Origin of the sequence: Nonlabens dokdonensis, from assembly GCF_002162835.1 — a bacterium.
In the GTDB taxonomy this organism is placed as follows: domain Bacteria; phylum Bacteroidota; class Bacteroidia; order Flavobacteriales; family Flavobacteriaceae; genus Nonlabens; species Nonlabens dokdonensis_B.
The window spans coordinates 1-19,872 of sequence record NZ_MAAX01000108.1 but is presented as its reverse complement, the minus strand read 5'-3'; the positions used below and the strand labels follow the sequence as shown (position 1 = coordinate 19,872).

At 35.7% G+C, this 19,872-nt stretch carries 15 protein-coding genes and 1 pseudogene; 13 read left to right on the top strand and 3 right to left on the bottom strand.

Annotation, left to right across the window (positions count from 1 at the left end; all coding sequences use genetic code 11):
* Positions 1–14: 14 nt before the first annotated feature.
* Positions 15–2,426: an outer membrane beta-barrel family protein gene (locus A9Q93_RS06890; RefSeq protein WP_303686648.1), complete on the bottom strand. Its 2,412-nt coding sequence runs from the start codon at positions 2,424–2,426 to the stop codon at positions 15–17.
* 91 nt (positions 2,427–2,517) lie between these two features.
* On the opposite strand from A9Q93_RS06890, the gene lepA reads away from it, so the two are divergent.
* Complete coding sequence (lepA, locus tag A9Q93_RS06885; RefSeq protein ID WP_303686647.1) at positions 2,518–4,317, top strand: translation elongation factor 4; 1,800 nt, start codon at positions 2,518–2,520, stop codon at positions 4,315–4,317.
* 111 nt (positions 4,318–4,428) lie between these two features.
* Here the strand turns inward: lepA and A9Q93_RS06880 are convergent, their stop codons facing one another.
* Entirely contained in the window at positions 4,429–6,285 is a 1,857-nt protein-coding gene (locus A9Q93_RS06880; protein WP_303686646.1) for a sodium:proton antiporter, read from the bottom strand.
* Between the two features lie 115 nt (positions 6,286–6,400).
* On the opposite strand from A9Q93_RS06880, the gene A9Q93_RS06875 reads away from it, so the two are divergent.
* The 5 genes from A9Q93_RS06875 to A9Q93_RS06855 all read left to right on the top strand — a co-directional run bounded on the left by A9Q93_RS06875 (position 6,401) and on the right by A9Q93_RS06855 (position 12,507).
* Entirely contained in the window at positions 6,401–7,249 is an 849-nt protein-coding gene (locus A9Q93_RS06875; protein ID WP_303686645.1) for a universal stress protein, read from the top strand.
* Between the two features lie 11 nt (positions 7,250–7,260).
* Complete coding sequence (locus A9Q93_RS06870; protein ID WP_303686644.1) at positions 7,261–9,444, top strand: SulP family inorganic anion transporter; 2,184 nt, start codon at positions 7,261–7,263, stop codon at positions 9,442–9,444.
* A gap of 66 nt (positions 9,445–9,510) precedes the next feature.
* The gene (locus A9Q93_RS06865) at positions 9,511–10,365 is read left to right on the top strand and encodes an MBL fold metallo-hydrolase (RefSeq protein WP_303686643.1); all 855 of its coding nucleotides are present in this window, start codon (positions 9,511–9,513) and stop codon (positions 10,363–10,365) included.
* An 18-nt stretch (positions 10,366–10,383) separates the two neighbouring features.
* Positions 10,384–12,009 (top strand): S8 family serine peptidase, encoded by a 1,626-nt coding sequence (locus tag A9Q93_RS06860; protein WP_303686642.1) that lies wholly within the window; start codon positions 10,384–10,386, stop codon positions 12,007–12,009.
* A gap of 300 nt (positions 12,010–12,309) precedes the next feature.
* Complete coding sequence (locus A9Q93_RS06855; RefSeq protein ID WP_303686641.1) at positions 12,310–12,507, top strand: hypothetical protein; 198 nt, start codon at positions 12,310–12,312, stop codon at positions 12,505–12,507.
* Here A9Q93_RS06855 and A9Q93_RS06850 read toward each other — a convergent pair.
* Entirely contained in the window at positions 12,504–13,088 is a 585-nt protein-coding gene (locus A9Q93_RS06850; RefSeq protein WP_303686639.1) for a riboflavin synthase, read from the bottom strand. The two genes, A9Q93_RS06855 and A9Q93_RS06850, sit on opposite strands and share 4 nt — an antisense overlap.
* 59 nt (positions 13,089–13,147) lie before the next feature.
* Here A9Q93_RS06850 and pdxA point away from each other — a divergent pair, with 59 nt between their 5' ends.
* From pdxA to A9Q93_RS06815, 7 genes and pseudogenes are all read left to right on the top strand, one after another.
* Positions 13,148–14,197 (top strand): 4-hydroxythreonine-4-phosphate dehydrogenase PdxA, encoded by a 1,050-nt coding sequence (gene pdxA / locus A9Q93_RS06845; RefSeq protein ID WP_303686638.1) that lies wholly within the window; start codon positions 13,148–13,150, stop codon positions 14,195–14,197.
* A gap of 62 nt (positions 14,198–14,259) precedes the next feature.
* Positions 14,260–14,799 (top strand): DUF177 domain-containing protein, encoded by a 540-nt coding sequence (locus A9Q93_RS06840; RefSeq protein ID WP_303686637.1) that lies wholly within the window; start codon positions 14,260–14,262, stop codon positions 14,797–14,799.
* Between the two features lie 2 nt (positions 14,800–14,801).
* Positions 14,802–14,999, top strand: a complete 198-nt coding sequence (gene rpmF, locus A9Q93_RS06835; RefSeq protein ID WP_015361852.1) for a 50S ribosomal protein L32 — start codon at positions 14,802–14,804, stop codon at positions 14,997–14,999.
* 151 nt (positions 15,000–15,150) lie between these two features.
* Positions 15,151–16,146: a beta-ketoacyl-ACP synthase III gene (locus A9Q93_RS06830; protein WP_303686636.1), complete on the top strand. Its 996-nt coding sequence runs from the start codon at positions 15,151–15,153 to the stop codon at positions 16,144–16,146.
* Between the two features lie 22 nt (positions 16,147–16,168).
* Positions 16,169–16,657 (top strand): acetyl-CoA carboxylase biotin carboxyl carrier protein, encoded by a 489-nt coding sequence (gene accB, locus A9Q93_RS06825; RefSeq protein WP_303686635.1) that lies wholly within the window; start codon positions 16,169–16,171, stop codon positions 16,655–16,657.
* Positions 16,658–16,792: 135 nt separating this feature from the next.
* Positions 16,793–18,142: an acetyl-CoA carboxylase biotin carboxylase subunit gene (accC, locus tag A9Q93_RS06820; RefSeq protein ID WP_303686634.1), complete on the top strand. Its 1,350-nt coding sequence runs from the start codon at positions 16,793–16,795 to the stop codon at positions 18,140–18,142.
* A gap of 135 nt (positions 18,143–18,277) precedes the next feature.
* Positions 18,278–19,872: pseudogene (locus A9Q93_RS06815) on the top strand (hypothetical protein); the annotation flags it as partial.

Sequence of the window (19,872 nt, the reverse complement as noted above, 5' to 3'; positions counted from 1 at the left end):
AGATATAAGTCTTTTTAAAGTCCACGCTCCCTTTTAGAAATACGTTCTTGTTCTTCAGGTGTAGTGACTTCATTATTTTCTAGCCTAAAATTACCAAAATTGTAGGTAAACCCAATACTTATGGTTCTGGTTTCCGGTAATGCTAGGTAACTATTATCTTGATTTAAATAACGCGTGCTCATACGCTGGTTTTGCGTGTTGAAAATGTCAGTTAACTTAAGTGTTAACTGAGCTCTTCTATCCCAGAGACTTTTATTAAAACTTAAGTTAGAGGCAAAAGAGCCGCCCCATTCATAGGTTCCAAATAGAATACTAGAAATATAAGAGACATCTACATCCATAGATAAAGTTCTATCTTCAGCAAGATTGATTCTGTTAAAGGAGTTGAGGTAAAGACCAGTAGTAGAAGTGACCACATCTACATTACCAGATTGTAAGGCTCTCGTTTCATTCTCCATGTAAAATAAACTTGCGCTTGCACCAGTATACCAGCTGTTGTTGATGTATTGAAAAGTAGCGGCGTCAATACTGTATTGCAATTCATAATTTAAGTTTACACTTTGAGTATTGAGTGTGTTATTAGAATTATTCTGAAATGGTACGTCGCTCAATAAATCTTTAGTATAGAGAAAATAGGCGTCTACAAACCACGTATTTTGATGGTTCCAGCTTAATGTAAACTTATTATTAAACGCTGGTTGTAAATTAGGGTTACCGGTATTGAAGGCAAAATCATTTAAAAAAGTACTGAACGGATTTAAATCAGAATAGCGAGGTCTGTCGATAGTTCTTTTGTAGCTCAACGTGTAAGAATTGTTCTCGTTAACTTGATTAGTCAATGCTAGATTAGGGAAGAACTCTAAGTATTCTTGCGTATTTACTTGCCCTAAAGATCTAGAATCTCCTTCTACGTCTGTTTGTTCTACACGCAGTCCAGCAGTAAGGGACCACTTTTCCCAATAGCGATCTACCTGTGCATAAGCGGCAAAAATCGTCTCGTCATACAAGAATAAGTCTGAAAGTGCAGGATTTAAGGTAGTACCAGCATCAGTATCAAAAAAGTCTTGAGAACTGGTGGATGTCACATTAGAAAACTTCAGTCCACTACTAAGATCGTAGCTTCCTATCGTTGTATTATAATCTAGTTTTGCGGTGTAGATATCAATTTCTTGAAAGGCATCAGTTAGAAAGCTGTTAGTTCCAGTGGTGTTTCTATTTTGATCAAAAAAAGTAGTATTTAAATTTTGCAATTGATCACTATCAGTAAAAATATAATTCCCTTCAAGACTCAAGGAGGAACCAGTTTCATTAATACTGTGTTGCCACTGTGCGTTTACAAAACCATTAGTTCGGTTTTTTTCAAACAAAGAATTGGCATCAAAACCTGTAAAAGTAGTGCTGCCATCTTGAAGTATAAGTGTTTCATTATCGTAAGTCACATCGTTATTCTGGTTGCTGCTTAGATTACCAGAAAAGCTCAAGGAGTTTTTATCATTTACAGTAATATCTACGATGGTATTGAAATTATGTGCATCACTACGATCAACTTTTTCTAATTCTGAAAACCATCGCTCTGATCGAGTACCGTCTGGATTAAAGAAACCTATTCTCGAATCATCTAGTTTAAAGTTTTTTTCAGGATTGTAATTATAATTTGCATAGACATTTAACCAGTCGTTTTTATAAAAATGTGAGGTCCCAATCTGGTATTTTGAAAAAGTTCCTTGCGTCCATTGTCCGTTTACATTTCCTTTATAACCTAAAGAGATTCCTTTAGAAGTATTGATATTGATCACTGCAACACCTTCGGCATCATAACTCGCCGGCGGATTTGTAATTACTTCCACACTTTTAATATTATCGGCGCTATAACCTTTTAACAACGCATCTAGTTCCTCGCTGGTTAAGTAAACCCTTTTGTTATTGATGTATATAACAGCTGGAGAATTCTGAACCATATACGTTCCTTCCATTTCAAAAACGCCTGGTGTATTTTTTAGTAAGTTTTGTGTGTTTCCTGTGCTTAAAACGGTGTTTTCCACATTAAAAATAAGTCGATCAGGTCGTTTATCTATAGAAGGTCGTGCCGCATTTACCACAACAGCATCTAGTTCTTCTTGATTTGCATTTAAAATAATAGCTCCTATGTCTGTAGATTGATTGAGTGTCAGTTTTCGCGAAAGCGGAACATAACCAACTGATGACACTTGCAATGTATATGCACCAGCAGCACAATTTGCTATCTTAAACTTCCCTTTTTCATCAGAATAGGACGCTTTATAGAATACACTATCAGGCATTTTAAATAAAACGACATTACTGTAAGCTAGCGGCTCATTACCATTATTAGTAATCGATCCTGTAAGATCGTTTTGTGCCGTCGTACTAAGAGCTAGAATAAAGATAAAAAACTGTAAATATTTCATTATAAGAATTTAATGAAAAGCTAAAATACCAAAGATCAAGAAAACTTAAAGGGATGTTTTAGATTATATTTGCACACCTATGGAAAGGAATATGAAGAATATACGTAATTTTTGTATCATTGCTCACATTGATCACGGTAAGAGTACGCTGGCAGACAGGCTGTTAGACGCAACTCATACAGTTACAAAAAGAGAGTCACAGGCGCAGCTTTTAGATAACATGGATCTCGAGCGAGAACGTGGAATAACGATTAAATCACATGCTATCCAGATGGATTATATTGCTCCTGATGGTGAGCAGTATATCCTTAATTTAATAGACACTCCTGGTCACGTAGATTTCTCTTATGAGGTATCTCGTTCTATTGCTGCATGTGAAGGTGCATTGCTTATTGTAGATGCAGCACAAAGTATACAGGCGCAAACTATTTCTAATTTATACCTGGCTTTAGAAAATGATCTAGAAATCATACCAGTTCTTAATAAAGTAGACTTGCCTAGTGCAAATCCTGAAGAGGTTACTGATGATATAGTTGACCTATTAGGTTGTGATCCTAGCGAGGTGATTCCTGCCAGTGCAAAAACTGGTCTAGGAATACAAGATATTCTTGATGCAATTATAGAAAGAGTTCCTGCTCCTAAAGGAGATCCTAACGAGCCTCTACAAGCATTAGTTTTTGACTCACAGTACAATCAGTTCCGTGGTGTGGAGACTATTTTTAGAGTCATAAACGGTTCCATTAAAAAAGGACAGCATATTAAATTTGTTGCCACAGGAGAAAGCTATTATGCAGACGAAATAGGAACGCTGAAATTGAACCAAGTTCCTAAAAAAGAAATAAGTGCAGGTGACGTAGGTTACCTAATTACTGGAATTAAAGAAGCCAAAGAGGTAAAAGTAGGAGATACTATTACAGATCATGCAAATCCTACTACAAATCCCATCGGTGGATTTGAAGACGTAAAGCCTATGGTATTTGCTGGTATTTATCCTGTAGATACAGAAGATTATGAAGACTTGAGATCTAGTATGGAAAAGCTTCAGCTTAACGATGCTTCATTAGTATTTACAGCAGAAAGTAGTGCAGCACTTGGTTTTGGTTTCCGTTGTGGATTCTTAGGAATGTTGCATTTAGAGATCATTCAAGAGCGACTGGAGCGTGAATTTGACATGACTGTAATTACCACAGTACCTAACGTTTCTTACTATGCTTATACTAATAAGGAGCCAGATGAGCGCATCATTGTAAATAATCCAAGTGATTTACCAGAACCATCTACTTTAAACAGAGTAGAAGAACCTTACATCAAGGCAACTATAATTACAAAGTCTGAATTTGTAGGTAATGTAATGTCGCTTTGTATAGAAAAACGTGGAATTGTAACTAATCAAACGTATTTAACTACTGAAAGAGTGGAGCTTACCTTTGATATGCCACTGGCCGAGATTGTATTTGATTTCTATGATAGATTAAAAACAGTTTCTAAAGGTTATGCTTCCTTTGATTATGCTCCTATAGGAATGCGAGTATCAAAATTAGTGCGACTAGACGTTTTATTAAATGCACAAACGGTAGACGCTTTGAGCGCGTTAATTCACTTTGATAATGCCTATACCATTGGTAAAAAAATGGTTGAAAAGCTTCGTGAATTGATTCCTAGGCAGCAGTTTGATATTCCAGTACAAGCAGCTATAGGCGCAAAAATTATAGCTCGTGAAACGATCAAAGCTTTACGTAAAGATGTTACTGCAAAGTGTTACGGTGGTGATATCTCTCGTAAACGTAAACTTCTTGAAAAGCAAAAGAAAGGAAAGAAACGTATGCGTCAGGTAGGAAACGTAGAGATTCCACAACAAGCTTTTATGGCAGTTCTTAAATTGAACGATTAACTATTTTTTAATGTCGCTTTCGCGAAAGCGTTATAAGTAAAAAGCCTCATCGATTGATGGGGCTTTTTATTTGAATAGCTATTGAAAAGGTTTAATAGGCGACTTCTATATTTACAAAGCCTCTTCTTCCATAGTTATTTCACCTGTTTCTTGTTCTATAATTTCTTTACCTAAGTAAGCTAGAATACTGTTTTCTTCAATTTCCATTTTTAGAGACATGGAAGGCACGATTTCAATCTTTTCGCCATTTCTTATGAATAAAGGAATGATATCATCATCTGTTTTTGTGATTTCTATAAGTCCTTCAAAATGATCTTGGGATTTAATCTCTATCTCATGAATTTTACCATGATAGCGTGCGACTTCCATCATATTTACATAGTCATCAGTAGCGGAGAATAACCCTTTAGTAGGATTTTTATTAGGGTTGTTAATCTCGCTAGAATGAACCAGCCTAAAAGAACCATTTTCTCCAAAGCGATCTCCAAAACTATCTATTGCATACTCATTAATTTGTGAGTTACCAGTTAAAGCAAGTAGGTAACCTACGTTATTAAACTCTATGTTATCAGAAAAAGCATCGGCATAGATGTCTGCTGCAAAGGCCTCAAGACCTTGCTCTTTGGCTGTACGCACATTATTTGTGTTAGAGTCTATTAACACGACACTGCGACCATTATCCTTGAGATAAGTTGCGATAAGTCTAGAAAATTTAGACGCTCCTATAATCATTATTCCGTTAGATTTTTTCAAGAACACTCCTACAATTTTTGCAAATAGTCTTGCTGTAGTCGCGTTTAATAATACCGTTCCTAAAACAATCATGAAAACTAAAGGTGTAATATATTCTGCTCCGTCTACACCTTGAGAAACTAATTTAGAACCAAAAAGAGATGCAATACCTGCTGCAACAATACCACGTGGTCCTACCCAAGAGATAAAAAGTTTCTCATTTAACTTAAGGCCGCTATTTGTAGAGCTGGCAAATACTCCCAATGGTCTTATTAAAAATGCTATAACTGCAAATAAAACTGCTGTTTCCCATCTATAGATTAAGTAGAGGTCTTCCATATTAATATTTGCCGCAAGAAGAATAAATAAAATCGAGATAAGTAAAACACTCAGCGATTCCTTAAAATATAACAGCTCCTTGATATTAGGTAGGTTGATGTTACCTAGTACCATACCCATTACAACGACTGCAAGCAGGCCAGATTCATGAGCAAAACTATCACTTAATACAAATACTCCTAGAACAGCAGCTAGTGTAAATACATTTAGTAAATAATGAGGAATCAGTTTCTTTTTTACAGAAAAAGCAAGTGCATGTGCAAATGAGAACCCAAATGTAAAACCGAATAAAACAATCTTACCGAATTCTTCAAGAGCAACAATGGTAAATTCACCACCAGCTCCAGCGCTTATAAATTCAAAAACTAATACCGCAAATAATGCACCTATAGGATCGATGAGGATTCCTTCCCATTTTAAAATGGAGCTCACATCTTTCTTGAGAGGAATATTTCTTAAGATAGGCGTTATCACCGTAGGTCCTGTAACAATAATTAATGCCGAAAACAACAAGGAGATCTTCCAGCTTAGGCCAAAAATATAGTGCGCCGCAACGCCACCACCTATAAAAGTTATTAATACAGCAACTGAAATGAGCTTACCTATGACTGGTCCCGTATTCAGAATTTCTTCCCGTTTTAAGGTAAGTCCACCTTCAAAAAGAATGATACTAATTGCTAATGATACAAAGTAAAATAAGCTATCTCCTGGAAAAAGACCTTCTGATCCATTCCACATAGGCTCAATTATTTTTGATGCATCTTCTGTATAAAGTGTAGATAAAGGTCCTACTAATAATCCTATAATTATTAAAGGTAAAATGGCTGGAATTTTAAATCTCCACGCCATCCATTGCGCAAGTATTCCTAAAATAATGATTCCTGCTAATTCTAGCATAATTTGTAATTTTTTTGAAAATTACGACCTTTTCTTAAATGATGAAGAATTTACGCTTTCGCGAAAGCGTTTTTAAGCAAGAATTAACGCTATATTTAAAACCTAATTTCAACTTTTGATAGAACATTCTTTTAACAATATCGCAATAGGAATAGCATTCTCACCAAAGTTACAGGCAAACTTGTATGAAGCTGCAAGACTGGCACAATCTTTTAATGCCACTTTATCTATGATTCATGTAGGAGAAGAAAGCGTTGAAAAAAGGGAGAAGATAACTAACTACCTTGCTGAATTTAGTAAAAAAAATCTCAAGTACTCGATTGTTTTTAAGACAGGAAATCTTGTTGAGGTGATGATGCAGTATCTTAAAACGTATCAAATTGATTTACTTGTTTTAGGTGCTTTGCAAAAGGAGCATTTTTTCAATTATTCTTTAGGCTCTATTTCAAGAAAAATAGCAAGGCTAGCACCTTGCTCAGTATTACTACTTATTAAACCTTCAGTAGAAAGAGTAGTATGTCAACATATAGTAGTAAACGGTTTGAAAAGTGAGAATACACCAATGACTATTTTATATGCTTTTTACATGGCAAATAAATTAAATTCAAAAAGGATTACAATTGTTGAAGAGATAAATAAAAGCACTTTATCTATTAAAGTTAAGGATGACGCGACTTTACGTAAAGCTAATTTACAACGTGAAAAATTGCGCAGGAAAGAAAATGCTCGTGTAGATAAAATTCTAGAAGAAATTCCAGAGGATTACAAATCAAAAGTAAAAGTTGATAAACAACCCATTTTTGGTAAACGAGGTTATTCTATAGGACATTATGCACAGATATCGCGTGCAGATTTACTGGTGATGAATGCTCCTGAGAAAACAAATTTCTGGAATAGGCTATTTCCTAACGACATCGAGTATATTCTCAAAGAGTTACCTACAGATGTTCTTATAATTAAATAATACTACCCAACTTGAATATCAAAGAATTTATTAATCAATTACCTAGAAATATTTTTTCTGGATTTGTAGTAAGCCTCATCGCTTTGCCACTCGGTTTAGGTCTTGCGATGGCAAGTGAAGCGCCGCCTATTGCCGGAATAATAACTGCGGTAGTTAGTGGTATAGTGGTGTCTGTTTTAGGTGGTAGTCATGTTACTATTACTGGTCCTGGTAATGGGTTAGTAGGTGTTTTACTCATAGCTTTTACTACTTTAGGATTTCAGGCTGCATATGCTGCAATCATATGCTCTGGAGTATTGCTTATACTATTAGGCTTTTTGAGAATGGGAAAGCTATCAGATTTTTTTCCATCTAGCGCCATTCAAGGTATGCTTGCTGCTATAGGGTTAATCATTTTAGGAAAGCAATTTCACATCATGCTAGGAAACAGATTAGAACTGGATAGCAGTCTAGATTATTTAATCGCAATTCCACAGACGGTTATTGGTGCTTTTCATTATGAAAATATTCAGCTTACTCATGCGGCACTTGCCGGAGTGGTGGCCTTGTTAATTATGATTTTTTACGGGAAAATTAGAAACAAATATCTCCAGCTCTTTCCTGCTCCTATGTGGATAGTTGTTATCTCTATCGCAACTAGTTATTTTTATGAGTTAGTTTTAAAGGAAGATCATCCTATTGCTAGTGATTACATGATTCCAGAAATCCCTAGTGGTGCAGAAATTATCTCTACTATTCCAACACCAGATTTTGGTTTAATGAATAGCTGGCCATTTTGGTCTAGTGTAATTGCGCTCACCCTTATAGCGAGCATTGAGTCTTTATTGAGTATTAAGGCAGTAGATCAATTAGACCCACAAAAAAGACGTTCTAATGTGAATAGAGATTTAAAAGCTCTAGGTGTAGCAACTATAGGAAGTGGTTTTTTAGGTGGACTTAATGTAGTGACTGTTATCGCCCGTAGCTCTGTAAATGTTAATAACGGTGGCACAAACCGTTCTTCAAATTTTGCTCATGCTTTATTTCTAGTGTCTTTTGTATGGCTTTTTAGCTCTCAACTGACTCGCATCCCATTACCTGCACTTATGGCAATTTTAGTTTACACAGGCTATAAACTAGCATCACCTAAGCTCATTAAAAAGATCATTACAGTAGGTAAAGAACAGTTACTTATATTTTTTGTGACGCTATTGACCACACTCTTTATAGATCTAATTACAGGTATAACAGCTGGCTTACTTATAACATTTATCATACATGTATTTGTAAATAAAAGCGCTTTACTCTTCCTTAGAAACATAGGGAAACCTAATGTTCTCATGTATAAAGAGTCTAGCGATAATTATTATTTAAGCATAAAGCATTTCTGTACGTTTTTAAATTACTATAAACTTAAAATACAGCTAGACATGATTCCTGAAAATCAAGATGTCATCTTAGATTTATCATTATGTCAGTTTGTTGATCATACTGTTCTAGAAAATTTGAACGGTTATCAATCCATTTTTCATAAACGTGGTGGGCATTTTGAAATTATAGGGCTAGACATGCATGGGGCTGATAGTGCACACCCATTTGCTTTACGCAGGTTGATACCAGGTCTCCCGTTTATAAATTCAAATCTTACAAAAAGGCAAAAAACTTTAAAAGAGGTCGCTATAGAGTTGCAAATGATTTATGAAGCTGAAAAGTCCAGAAATAGCGATTTTCTTCAGTCATTTAAATATTTCCAATTCAAGAAAATAGAACGAGTTTACAATCGCATCTTCAATCACAATAAACTGTTTAAAATCTTTGATATCCATTATTCTGAAGGTGAATTAATCACTAAAGCTGATGTTAAAACAACCATGCTGCATATTAAGTTAGATAATGATATACCTCAATTTACTCTCGATCGAGAAGGGTTTCTAGAACGTATTTATGGTCTAGCAGGTTTCAAAAAAATTTATTTTAAAAACTATCCAGATTTCTCAAGACGTTTCTTTCTTTTAGGAAAAAAAAGTGAAGAAATTCAAGACTTTTTCTCAACACCGTTGATAAGGTTCTTAGAAAGTAATCCGTACTATCATATAGAGTCAGACGGTAACAGTTTACTTATATTTAGGCAAGACCGTACATTAGGTATTAAAGAAGTAAAAGGTTTAATTGATTTTGGTAAACGACTTCATCAAGTATTGCAAAAACCGGTTTAACTCAATTTCATGAAAATTGAGGTAACATTTTTATAACTTGCGCTACATATAAGCCATTATTACTTTATGAAAATACATTCTATAGAAGCTGGAAACTTTAAATTAGACGGTGGTGCCATGTTTGGCGTTGTTCCTAAGTCGCTTTGGACACGTACTAATCCTGCGAACTCTAATAACATGATAGATATGGCAGCAAGATGCCTACTCATAGAGAATGGAGATCGATTGACGCTTATTGATACAGGAATGGGTAAGAAACAATCCGAGAAATTCTTTGGTTATTATTATTTGGATCACAAATATGATCTTGATAGTTCATTAAAGGAAAAAGGTTTTTCTCGTGATGACATTACAGATGTCTTTTTAACGCATTTACACTTTGACCATTGCGGTGGAGTGATTCAAAAAAGTAGTAAAGGAGATTTTTTTGAGCCCGCTTTCGCGAAAGCGGAAATCCACACCAACTCTAGTCACTGGAAATGGGCTACTGAGCCTAACGCTCGTGAGAAAGCTAGTTTTCTTAAGGAAAACATCAATCCTATTGAAGAAAGCGGTCAGTTGAAATTTATTTCTCAAAACAGTTCCTACGAGAAGCAAAAGGAAATGGACTTTGATATCTTATTTGTGGACGGTCACACCGAGAAAATGATGATACCTCATATACATTTAAACGGGAAAACCTTTGTTTACATGGCAGATTTACTTCCTACAGCTGGTCATATACCATTACCCTATGTGATGGGCTACGATACACGTCCACTTCTTACATTAGGAGAAAAAGAAAAATTCTTAAATGAAGCTGCAACTAAAGGCTACTACTTGATACTCGAGCATGATCCTTATAATGAGATCATTACTGTAAAGCACACAGAAAAAGGCGTGCGACTCGATAAAACATTTACTTTTAAAGATTTATTATAATTAATTAAATAACAACAAATGAAATATTCAATTTTAAAATCTGCTTTGTTTACAGTAGCTGCAACAGGCTTTCTAGTTAGTTGTGGTAGTGGTGGAGCAATAGTATCTCCTCCTATAGGGAATATAGATAGCACTCCATTAAAAACCCAAGAGCTTACAGAAGAGCAAGCAAAAAACTGGAAGGATTACGACCTAGTTACTGATACGATTCCGGGAATGAGTATCAATAAAGCTTATACAGAATTATTAAAAGGTAAAAAGGGTAAAACCGTAATTGTTGCCGTTATAGATTCTGGAATAGACGTAGAGCATGAAGACCTAGATGATGTTATCTGGACTAATGAAGATGAGATACCTAACAACGGTAAGGATGACGATAACAATGGATACATAGATGATATTCATGGATGGAATTTCTTAGGAGACATCGTAGATGAGAACTTAGAATATGAGCGTATCGTAAGAGATAAAGCTATGCTACCAGCAGACATGGTTGCAAAAGCTCAAAAGGAGTACGATAAGAAAGTAGAAGAGGCAGCTCAACAAAAAGCTTTTTATGAGCAACAAGTTGCCGCAGTAAAAGGATTTGATGCAAAGTTAGAAACTGCTACTGGAAAAAAAGACTACACATTAGAAGATGTAAATGCCGTTGATGCTGGTAATGATCAAGAGTTAGTACAAGCTAAAGGTATAGCGGGAAGAGTTTTCCCTCAATACGAGAGCTTTAAAAACCTTATTGATTTATTGCAAGGTGAGATTGACGGTCTAACAGCTTTATTAAATGGTGATAAATTAAAAACTAATTACCGTAAAGATATTTTAAATGATGATCCTTACACTTGGGATACACCAGTTTACGGAAATAATGAATACTCTGGTCCAGATCCTGAAAAGGCAGATGCATTTCATGGCACGCACGTCGCAGGAATTATAGCTGCAGAACGTGATAATGGTTTAGGTGTGAACGGTGTAGCAAACAATGTTGAGATTATGGTTTTAAGAGCTGTTTCTCAGGCAGATGAGTATGATAAAGACATAGCAAAGGCTATACGTTATGCAGCAGATAATGGTGCTACTATAATTAATGGTAGTTTTGGTAAATATCATTCTACAAATCCAGAATGGGTTTGGGAAGCTATCAAGTATGCAGAAAGTAAAGATGTATTATTTGTAAATGCAGCCGGTAATGAAGGTATAGATACTGACTTTACTCAGGTATATCCACAAGACCAAGAGCTAGCTGGTGAAGAGATTTCTGATAACTTTTTAACGGTTGGAGCTTTAAATTTTGAGTACGGTGCAAACCTACTCGCTAATTTTTCTAACTACGGGAAAAGCAGTGTAGATGTATTTGCTCCTGGTGTTGCAATTTACTCTACAGCGCCTAACAATAAATACCGCAACGCTGGTGGAACTAGTATGGCAGCGCCTGCTACTGCTGGTGTGGCAGCGGTAATTAGATCTCAGTATCCTAAATTAACTGCAGCTCAAGTTAAGCAAGTCATCATGGATAGTGGTTTAACAACTAGTGCTAGAGTAACATTAGGAGGAAATGCTGAAGACATGAAACCATTTGGTGAGACTACTGTGTCAGGTAAGATGGTTAACCTATATAACGCATTAATACTTGCGTCTAAAATGTAGAAAACTGATTTAGTAAATTATAAAACGGCTGGTTAATATAAAATAATCAGTCGTTTTTTATGTTTTAAAACTACAGTTACAAATATTACGTACATATGGAAGCAGGGCAAGAGATGTAACTTTGTATTTATTTAATTACTAACTTAAGTTTTTCTAAAATAATGGAAACATGTTTTATTTACTGTGAATCAAATAAATGATCGATGAACTACGCATAACTTAAATTTAATGTATAGATAGTAAATCTTTTTTGCCGTAATTCAATTTAATTTCTACATTCGCAACCGAATATTTTATCAAATGATATTAGCTAAGTTTCACTTTTTCTTGTTAGCGATTGTACAGCAAGTGCCACCGCCGCCTAACATGGGAACAAAAATGGGTCCTACGCCTCCAGGTGATGTTGTTCCTATAGATAGCAATTCATGGATATTGATCGCTATAGCTATTATTTTAATAATCGCTCGCCTATTACCAAAGCTCAAAAAAGCTGCTTAAAGATTCATTAATCTTTTTACATATTTACCTATTACATCAAATTCTAGATTCACGATATCACCTTTAGATAGGGTTTTGAATCCAGTGTGGTTAAAAGTGTATGGAATTATTGCAACGGAAAAGCTATTCACTTTAGAGTCTACTACAGTTAAGCTTACCCCATTGATACAAATGCTACCTTTTTCTATAGTTACATTATGGAGTTCACTATCATACTCAAAACTAAAAATCCATGAGCCATCTTTGTTAAGCACTTCTGTACAAGTAGCTGTTTGATCAACATGTCCTTGGACGATGTGTCCATCTAATCTCGCGCCCATTATCATAGCGCGTTCCATATTAACAATATCACCTACTTTAAGACGTCCTATATTGGTTTTATTTAATGTTTCTTCAATTGCAGTAACCGTGTATTTATCGTCTTGAATAGAAACAACTGTTAAACATACTCCATTATGAGCTACACTTTGATCTATTTTAAGCTCTGTAGTTAAACTCGAGCGCAGTGTGATATGGAGGTTTGTATTTTCTTTTCTTAATTCTGTAACTTCTGCGGCACTCTCTATAATTCCTGTAAACATAACTGATTAAAAAACTTTACTTTTATACTTTCAAAAATACGGCTTAAAGAGCGCAAGATATGATTAAGGAAGAGAATATCAAGGTAGGAATAACATTGGGTGACCCTAACGGAATAGGTGGAGAGATAATACTAAAAGCATTTGAAGATCCTAGAATGCTAGAATTAGTTACGCCAGTCGTTTTTGCTAGTACAAAACTTCTTTCTTTTCATGCTAAAACGTTTGGGATTAAGACTAAAATACATGGAATTACATCTTTAGATCAAGTTGTTCATGGAAAATTTAACGTATTGCGACTTATCAAAGAACCGTTTCACGTAAATTGGGGTGAAGTGAATTCAGAAGCAGGTGAACTTGCAGTAAAAAGTCTAGCAGCAGCGACTCAGGCTTTGAAGAATAATGAAATTGATGTGTTAGTTACAGCGCCTATAAATAAGGAGTCCATTCATTCTGATGAATTCAATTTCCCTGGTCATACTGATTATTTGAATCAAGAATTAGAAGGGGAAAGCTTAATGTTCATGGTATCAGATGAGCTAAGAGTAGGCTTGCTTACAGATCATGTTCCTGTGAAAAACGTTCCTGAAAGAATTAATGCAAAAGTCATTAAAACAAAAATAGGTACTATAAAGGAATCACTTAAAAAGGATTTCGGTATCAGTAGACCTAAAATTGCGGTCCTAGGAATAAATCCTCATGTAGGAGATAATGGAGTGATAGGGACCGATGATCAAGATACCTTAATTCCCGCATTAGAAGAATTAAGAGAAGATGGCAATATTATTTTTGGCCCTTACGCGGCAGATTCTTTTTTTGGAAATAAAAAATATAAAGAATTTGATGCGATACTAGCAAGTTATCACGATCAAGGATTAATTCCTTTTAAAACAATTGCCTTTGGTAAAGGTGTAAATTATACTGCAGGTTTAAGTCATGTTAGAACAAGTCCCGACCATGGGACAGGCTTTGATATTGCTGGTAAAGGTGAAGCAAATCCAGCTTCTTTCATTGCAGCAATTCATTCAGCTATTCATATATATCAACAGCGTAGTGAATATGAAATTCTCAATAAAAACCCTTTGAAAAAACTTTCTCGTAAACGAAGATGATATTAACACTTGGTTTTTAATAACTTTTATTATCTTTGCACGCTCTTTGAAAGAGTATTATTATGGAACTCAAAGCTTTTACAATATCCTTTGCAGGATTGAAGCAAGGTAAACACCTGTTTAAGTACGAGGTTGATAATACGTTTTTTGAAAATTTTGGATTTGAAGAATTTAATAGTTCATCTATAACTGTTGAGGCACAATTAGATAAAAGAAACACTATCATGGATCTTTTATTAGAAGCTCGAGGATCTGTAAATGTCAATTGTGATGTTACTAATGAACCTTTTGATCTAGATGTTGAGGCTTCAATGGATTTGGTAATTAAATTTGGAGAAGCTTTTAATGATGATAATGAAGAATTATTAATTTTATCACATGGTGAGTATGAATTTAACATTGCTCAATATGTTTATGAAATGATAGCTCTTTCTATTCCTCAAAAAAGAGTTCATCCAGGTGTCGAAGACGGTTCATTAGAATCAGATGTCTTAGAAAAACTTGAAGAACTGCGTGTTTCAAGTCCAGAAGAGAATAAAAGTGAAGAAATAGATCCCAGATGGGACGCATTAAAGAAATTAAAAACGGATAATAACTTATAGCCATGGCGCATCCTAAGAGAAAAATCTCGAAAACGAGAAGAGACAAAAGAAGAACTCACTATAAAGCTTCAGTTCCTCAAATTGCTACAGATTCAACAACTGGTGAAGCTCACCTTTACCACAGAGCTCACTGGCATGAAGGTAAATTATATTACAGAGGTAATGTACTTATCGATAAAACAGAAGTAGCAGAAGCTTAATTCTAAGTTGTATTTTTCTTAGAAAACTTTGGTTTTCAATATGAAATCACAAAAAATGACACGTTTTTATTAAAAATGTGTCATTTTTTGTTGTTTCTAGAGCTTTTTTAGTAGCTTTCACGGCTCTAAATAATTCAATAGAATCACCAATATGAGTAATATCAAAGCGGCGATAACAGCAGTAGGTGGCTATACTCCAGAGTATAGACTTACTAATGCTATTTTAGAAACCATGGTCGATACAAACGACGAATGGATATCTTCTCGCACAGGAATTAAGGAGCGACGCATATTAAAAGATAAAGATAAAGGGGCTTCTTTTCTTGCTATAAAAGCTGCAGAAGATTTAATCTCCAGTTCAGGTCTCGATCCTAAAACTATAGATTTAGTATTAGTAGCAACAGTAACTCCAGATATGCCGGTAGCATCTACCGCAGCTTATGTTGCTTCACAAATAGGCGCTGTTAATGCCTTTTCATTTGATTTAATGGCAGCTTGCTCAGGTTTTCTTTATGGAATGAGCACAGCTAGTAGCTACATAGAGTCTGGTCGTTATAAGAAAGTTCTTCTCATAGGAGCAGATAAAATGTCATCCATAATAGACTATGAAGATCGTGCTACGTGCATCATTTTTGGAGATGGTGGCGGAGCAGTGCTTTTTGAACCTAACCATGAAGGTTACGGATTTGAAGATGAAATTTTACGTACAGATGGTATAGGTCGTAACTTTCTTAAAATAGAAGCTGGCGGTTCATTATTACCAGCCTCTCATGAAACAGTAGAAAATAAGCAACATTACGTTTTTCAAGACGGTAAGAACGTTTTTAAATATGCCGTTTCTAATATGGCAGATGTTTCAGAGCAAATCGTCAAACGTAATAATCTTACTAATCAAGACATAAGCTGGTTAGTCCCACATCAAGCAAATAAGCGCATTATTGATGCTACTGCAAAAAGAGTTAACCTTCCAGAAGAAAAAGTGATGATGAACATCCAGAAGTATGGAAATACAACTAGCGCCACTTTACCATTATTATTAAAAGAATATGAAACTCAGTTAAAAAAAGGAGATCAACTTGTTTTTGCCGCATTTGGAGGTGGTTTTACATGGGGATCAATTTTATTATCTTGGGCATACGATAGTTAAACTTAATAACCACCCTTAATTTATGGAAATTAAAGAAATACAAAATTTAATCAAGTTCGTTGCAAAATCTGGAGCGAGCGAGGTAAAATTAGAGATGGACGATATAAAAATCACCATTAAAACTGGAAGTGATGCAGATGTAACTTATGTATCTCAAGCGGCACCTATGCAACAGCAAATGGCACCGGTACAGGCAGCTCCTGCTGCTCCAGCTGCACCACAAACTGCTGCCCCAGCAGCTCCAGCTACGCCAGCTGCAAGTGATGATAAATACATTACTGTTAAGTCACCTATAATCGGTACGTTTTATAGAAAAGCATCTCCAGAAAAGCCTGCATTTGTAGAAGTAGGTGATAGCGTGAAAGAAGGCGATACTTTATGTATTATAGAAGCAATGAAGCTTTTCAATGAAATAGAAAGTGAAGTTTCAGGTACCATTGTAAAAGTGCTTATAGACGATTCTTCACCAGTTGAATTTGATCAGCCATTATTTTTAGTAGATCCTTCTTAAGTATTAGAGGGATTTTTTTGTGTCATAATGTAGCAACATTGATTGTGTTTATATCGCTTTCGCGAAAGCGGAACATTACATATACCTGAATACAACTCACTGTAACTCGTTGTGACGTAACTTAAAAGAAACATCATGTTTAAAAAAATATTGATAGCAAATCGTGGCGAAATTGCCTTAAGGGTAATAAGAACTTGCAAAGAAATGGGTATCAAAACGGTCGCAGTATACTCTACTGCCGATGCTGATAGCCTTCACGTAAAATTTGCTGATGAAGCGGTTTGTATAGGGCCAGCACCTAGTAATTTATCTTATTTAAAGATGTCTAATATTATTAGTGCTGCAGAAATTACTAATGCAGACGCAATCCATCCTGGTTATGGCTTCTTATCTGAAAACGCAGACTTCTCTCGTATATGTGAAGAGCATCAAATTAAATTTATCGGTGCAAGTGCAGAGATGATCTCAAGAATGGGTGATAAAGCAACTGCCAAAGCTACTATGAAAGCCGCTGGTGTTCCTTGTGTACCAGGATCAGAAGGTATTCTTGAGGGTTTTGAAGACTGTAAGAAAACAGCAGCGTCTACTGGTTACCCAGTAATGCTTAAAGCTACTGCTGGTGGTGGTGGAAAAGGAATGAGAGCTGTGTGGAAAGAAGAAGATCTTCTAGGAGCATGGGAAAGTGCACGTAATGAGTCTAAAGCAGCCTTCGGAAACGACGACATGTACATGGAGAAGCTTATTGAAGAGCCACGCCACATAGAGATTCAGATTGTAGGAGATAGTTATGGTAAAGCCTGTCATTTAAGTGAACGCGACTGTTCTGTACAAAGACGTCACCAGAAACTTACCGAGGAAGTACCATCACCTTTTATGACTAAGAAACTACGTAAAGAAATGGGTGAAGCTGCTGTTAAAGCTGCTGAATATATTGCTTATGAAGGTGCAGGAACGGTAGAGTTTCTAGTAGACAAGCACCGCAATTTCTACTTTATGGAGATGAATACTCGTATTCAAGTAGAGCACCCTATTACAGAACAGGTGATTGACTTTGATTTAATTAGAGAGCAAATTCTTGTTGCTGCAGGTGTAAAAATCTCTGGTAAGAATTATGAACCTGCTTTACATTCTATAGAATGCAGAATCAATGCAGAAGATCCTTATCACGATTTCCGTCCTTCTCCAGGAAAAATCACGACTCTTCATGCACCAGGTGGTCATGGAGTACGTCTTGATACTCATGTTTATGCAGGATACTCTATCCCACCTAATTATGATTCCATGATCGCAAAGTTGATTACTACGGCAAGAACACGCCAGGAAGCGATTGATAAAATGAAGCGTGCTTTGGACGAGTTTGTCATAGAAGGTATCAAAACTACCATACCTTTTCACAGACAGCTTATGGAAGACCCAGCTTATGTAGAAGGAAATTACACAACGGCTTTTATGGATGATTTCAAAATGAAGCCTATTAAGGCTTAGATTTCCATCGAGCTTTTATACTTTCAAAACCTATCTAGTTTATCTGGATAGGTTTTTTTTATAGATTTTATGTCTTTTGAGCTATCAGAGGTTAATATTTAAAATATTTTTGAAAACCATCTGTTTAAGATAAATATGAAGTTCAAGTTGCTTTTTATTCTAGTGTTATGCTGCTCTATAGCTGGTGCGCAAGAATACAGCAACTTGAAAAAAAAACGAGTCGCAGTTAGAGATTCTATAATGGTGGATTCGGTTAGTATCAATCCGTTTTACTTTAAGATTCAGGATAAAATTGGGATGCCTATTGATAGTACGCAATATCGTGTAGATTATTCTAAGGCTCTCTTGATACTAAACAGTCAGACTAACATTGTTACCGACTCGATAGATGTTACTTACCTGCCACTTCCAGATTTTCTTACTAAGACATATAAGCAATATGATACTAATATTATTTTAGATAATAACAGCCGTCAGGAACAGCTGGTTACCTTGCAAAAGCCTACTGCCGTAAATACATTTGTTCCATTTGATGGTTTACAAACTTCTGGTAGTATTACTCGAGGCGCGCGCGTAGGAAATAATCAAAATAGCGTGGTAGACTCAGAATTGGACCTGAGAATTACCGGTAAACTAAGTGATCGTGTGTCATTACGAGCTTCTATTCAAGATGCAAACGTCCCACAAACTCAAAATGGGTATTCACAAAGACTGGACGAATTTGACCAAATATTCATTGAGCTTTTTAGCGATGACTGGAACATACGAGCAGGAGATGTAGATTTAGTACAAAATGATTACCAGTTCAATAATTTCACAAAACGTGTTCAAGGAATATCAGGAGCGGTACGATTTGATGGTGGTGACTCTTCGGGATATGCTGGTGCAGCAGGTGCTTTAGTAAGAGGAACTTTTAATATAAGTAGGTTTACTGGTATAGAAGGTAATCAAGGGCCGTACAAATTAACCGGGCAGAATGGTGAGTTGTTCATTCTGGTAGTTTCTGGAAGTGAGCGCGTATATGTAAATGGTGTTCCTTTAAGACGTGGTGAGAACCAAGACTATGTTATCGATTACAACGCTGGTGAGGTACGTTTTACGCCTACTTTTCCTATAACTAGTGAGATGCGTATCTCTATAGAATATCAGTACAGCGAGCGTAATTTTACCAGATTCATCGGTTATGGAACAGGTGGTTATGAATCTAAAAGATTAAAAATAGACTCCTACATTTATACAGAGACCGATGCCAAAAACCAGCCGCTACAACAAAATTTAAATGAAGATCAGGTAGCAATTCTAGTAGATGCAGGAGATGATCTAGATCAAGCGATTGCTCCTAGCGCGGTCCCTAGCGAGTTTTCAGAGAACCAAATATTATACGAAAGAGAAATTGTTAATGGCGAAGAAGTTTTTGTGTTTTCACAAGATAGAACCGCACAGCTTTTTAATGTTAGATTTTCGTTTCTAGGCGCTAATCAAGGAAATTACCGATTAGTAAACGATCAGGCTATTTCTAATATTTATGAGTATGTGGCTCCTATTAATGGCGTCCCGCAAGGAAGTTATGATCCAGTAATACAATTGTTTACCCCAGAAATTCTTACGATAGCAGGACTCAAAGCCAGTTATCAACCTACTACAACAACTACTATTAATACAGAGCTTGCTGCGAGTAATAAGGATTTAAATAAATTCTCTAGTAAAGACGATGATGACAACAAAGGCGT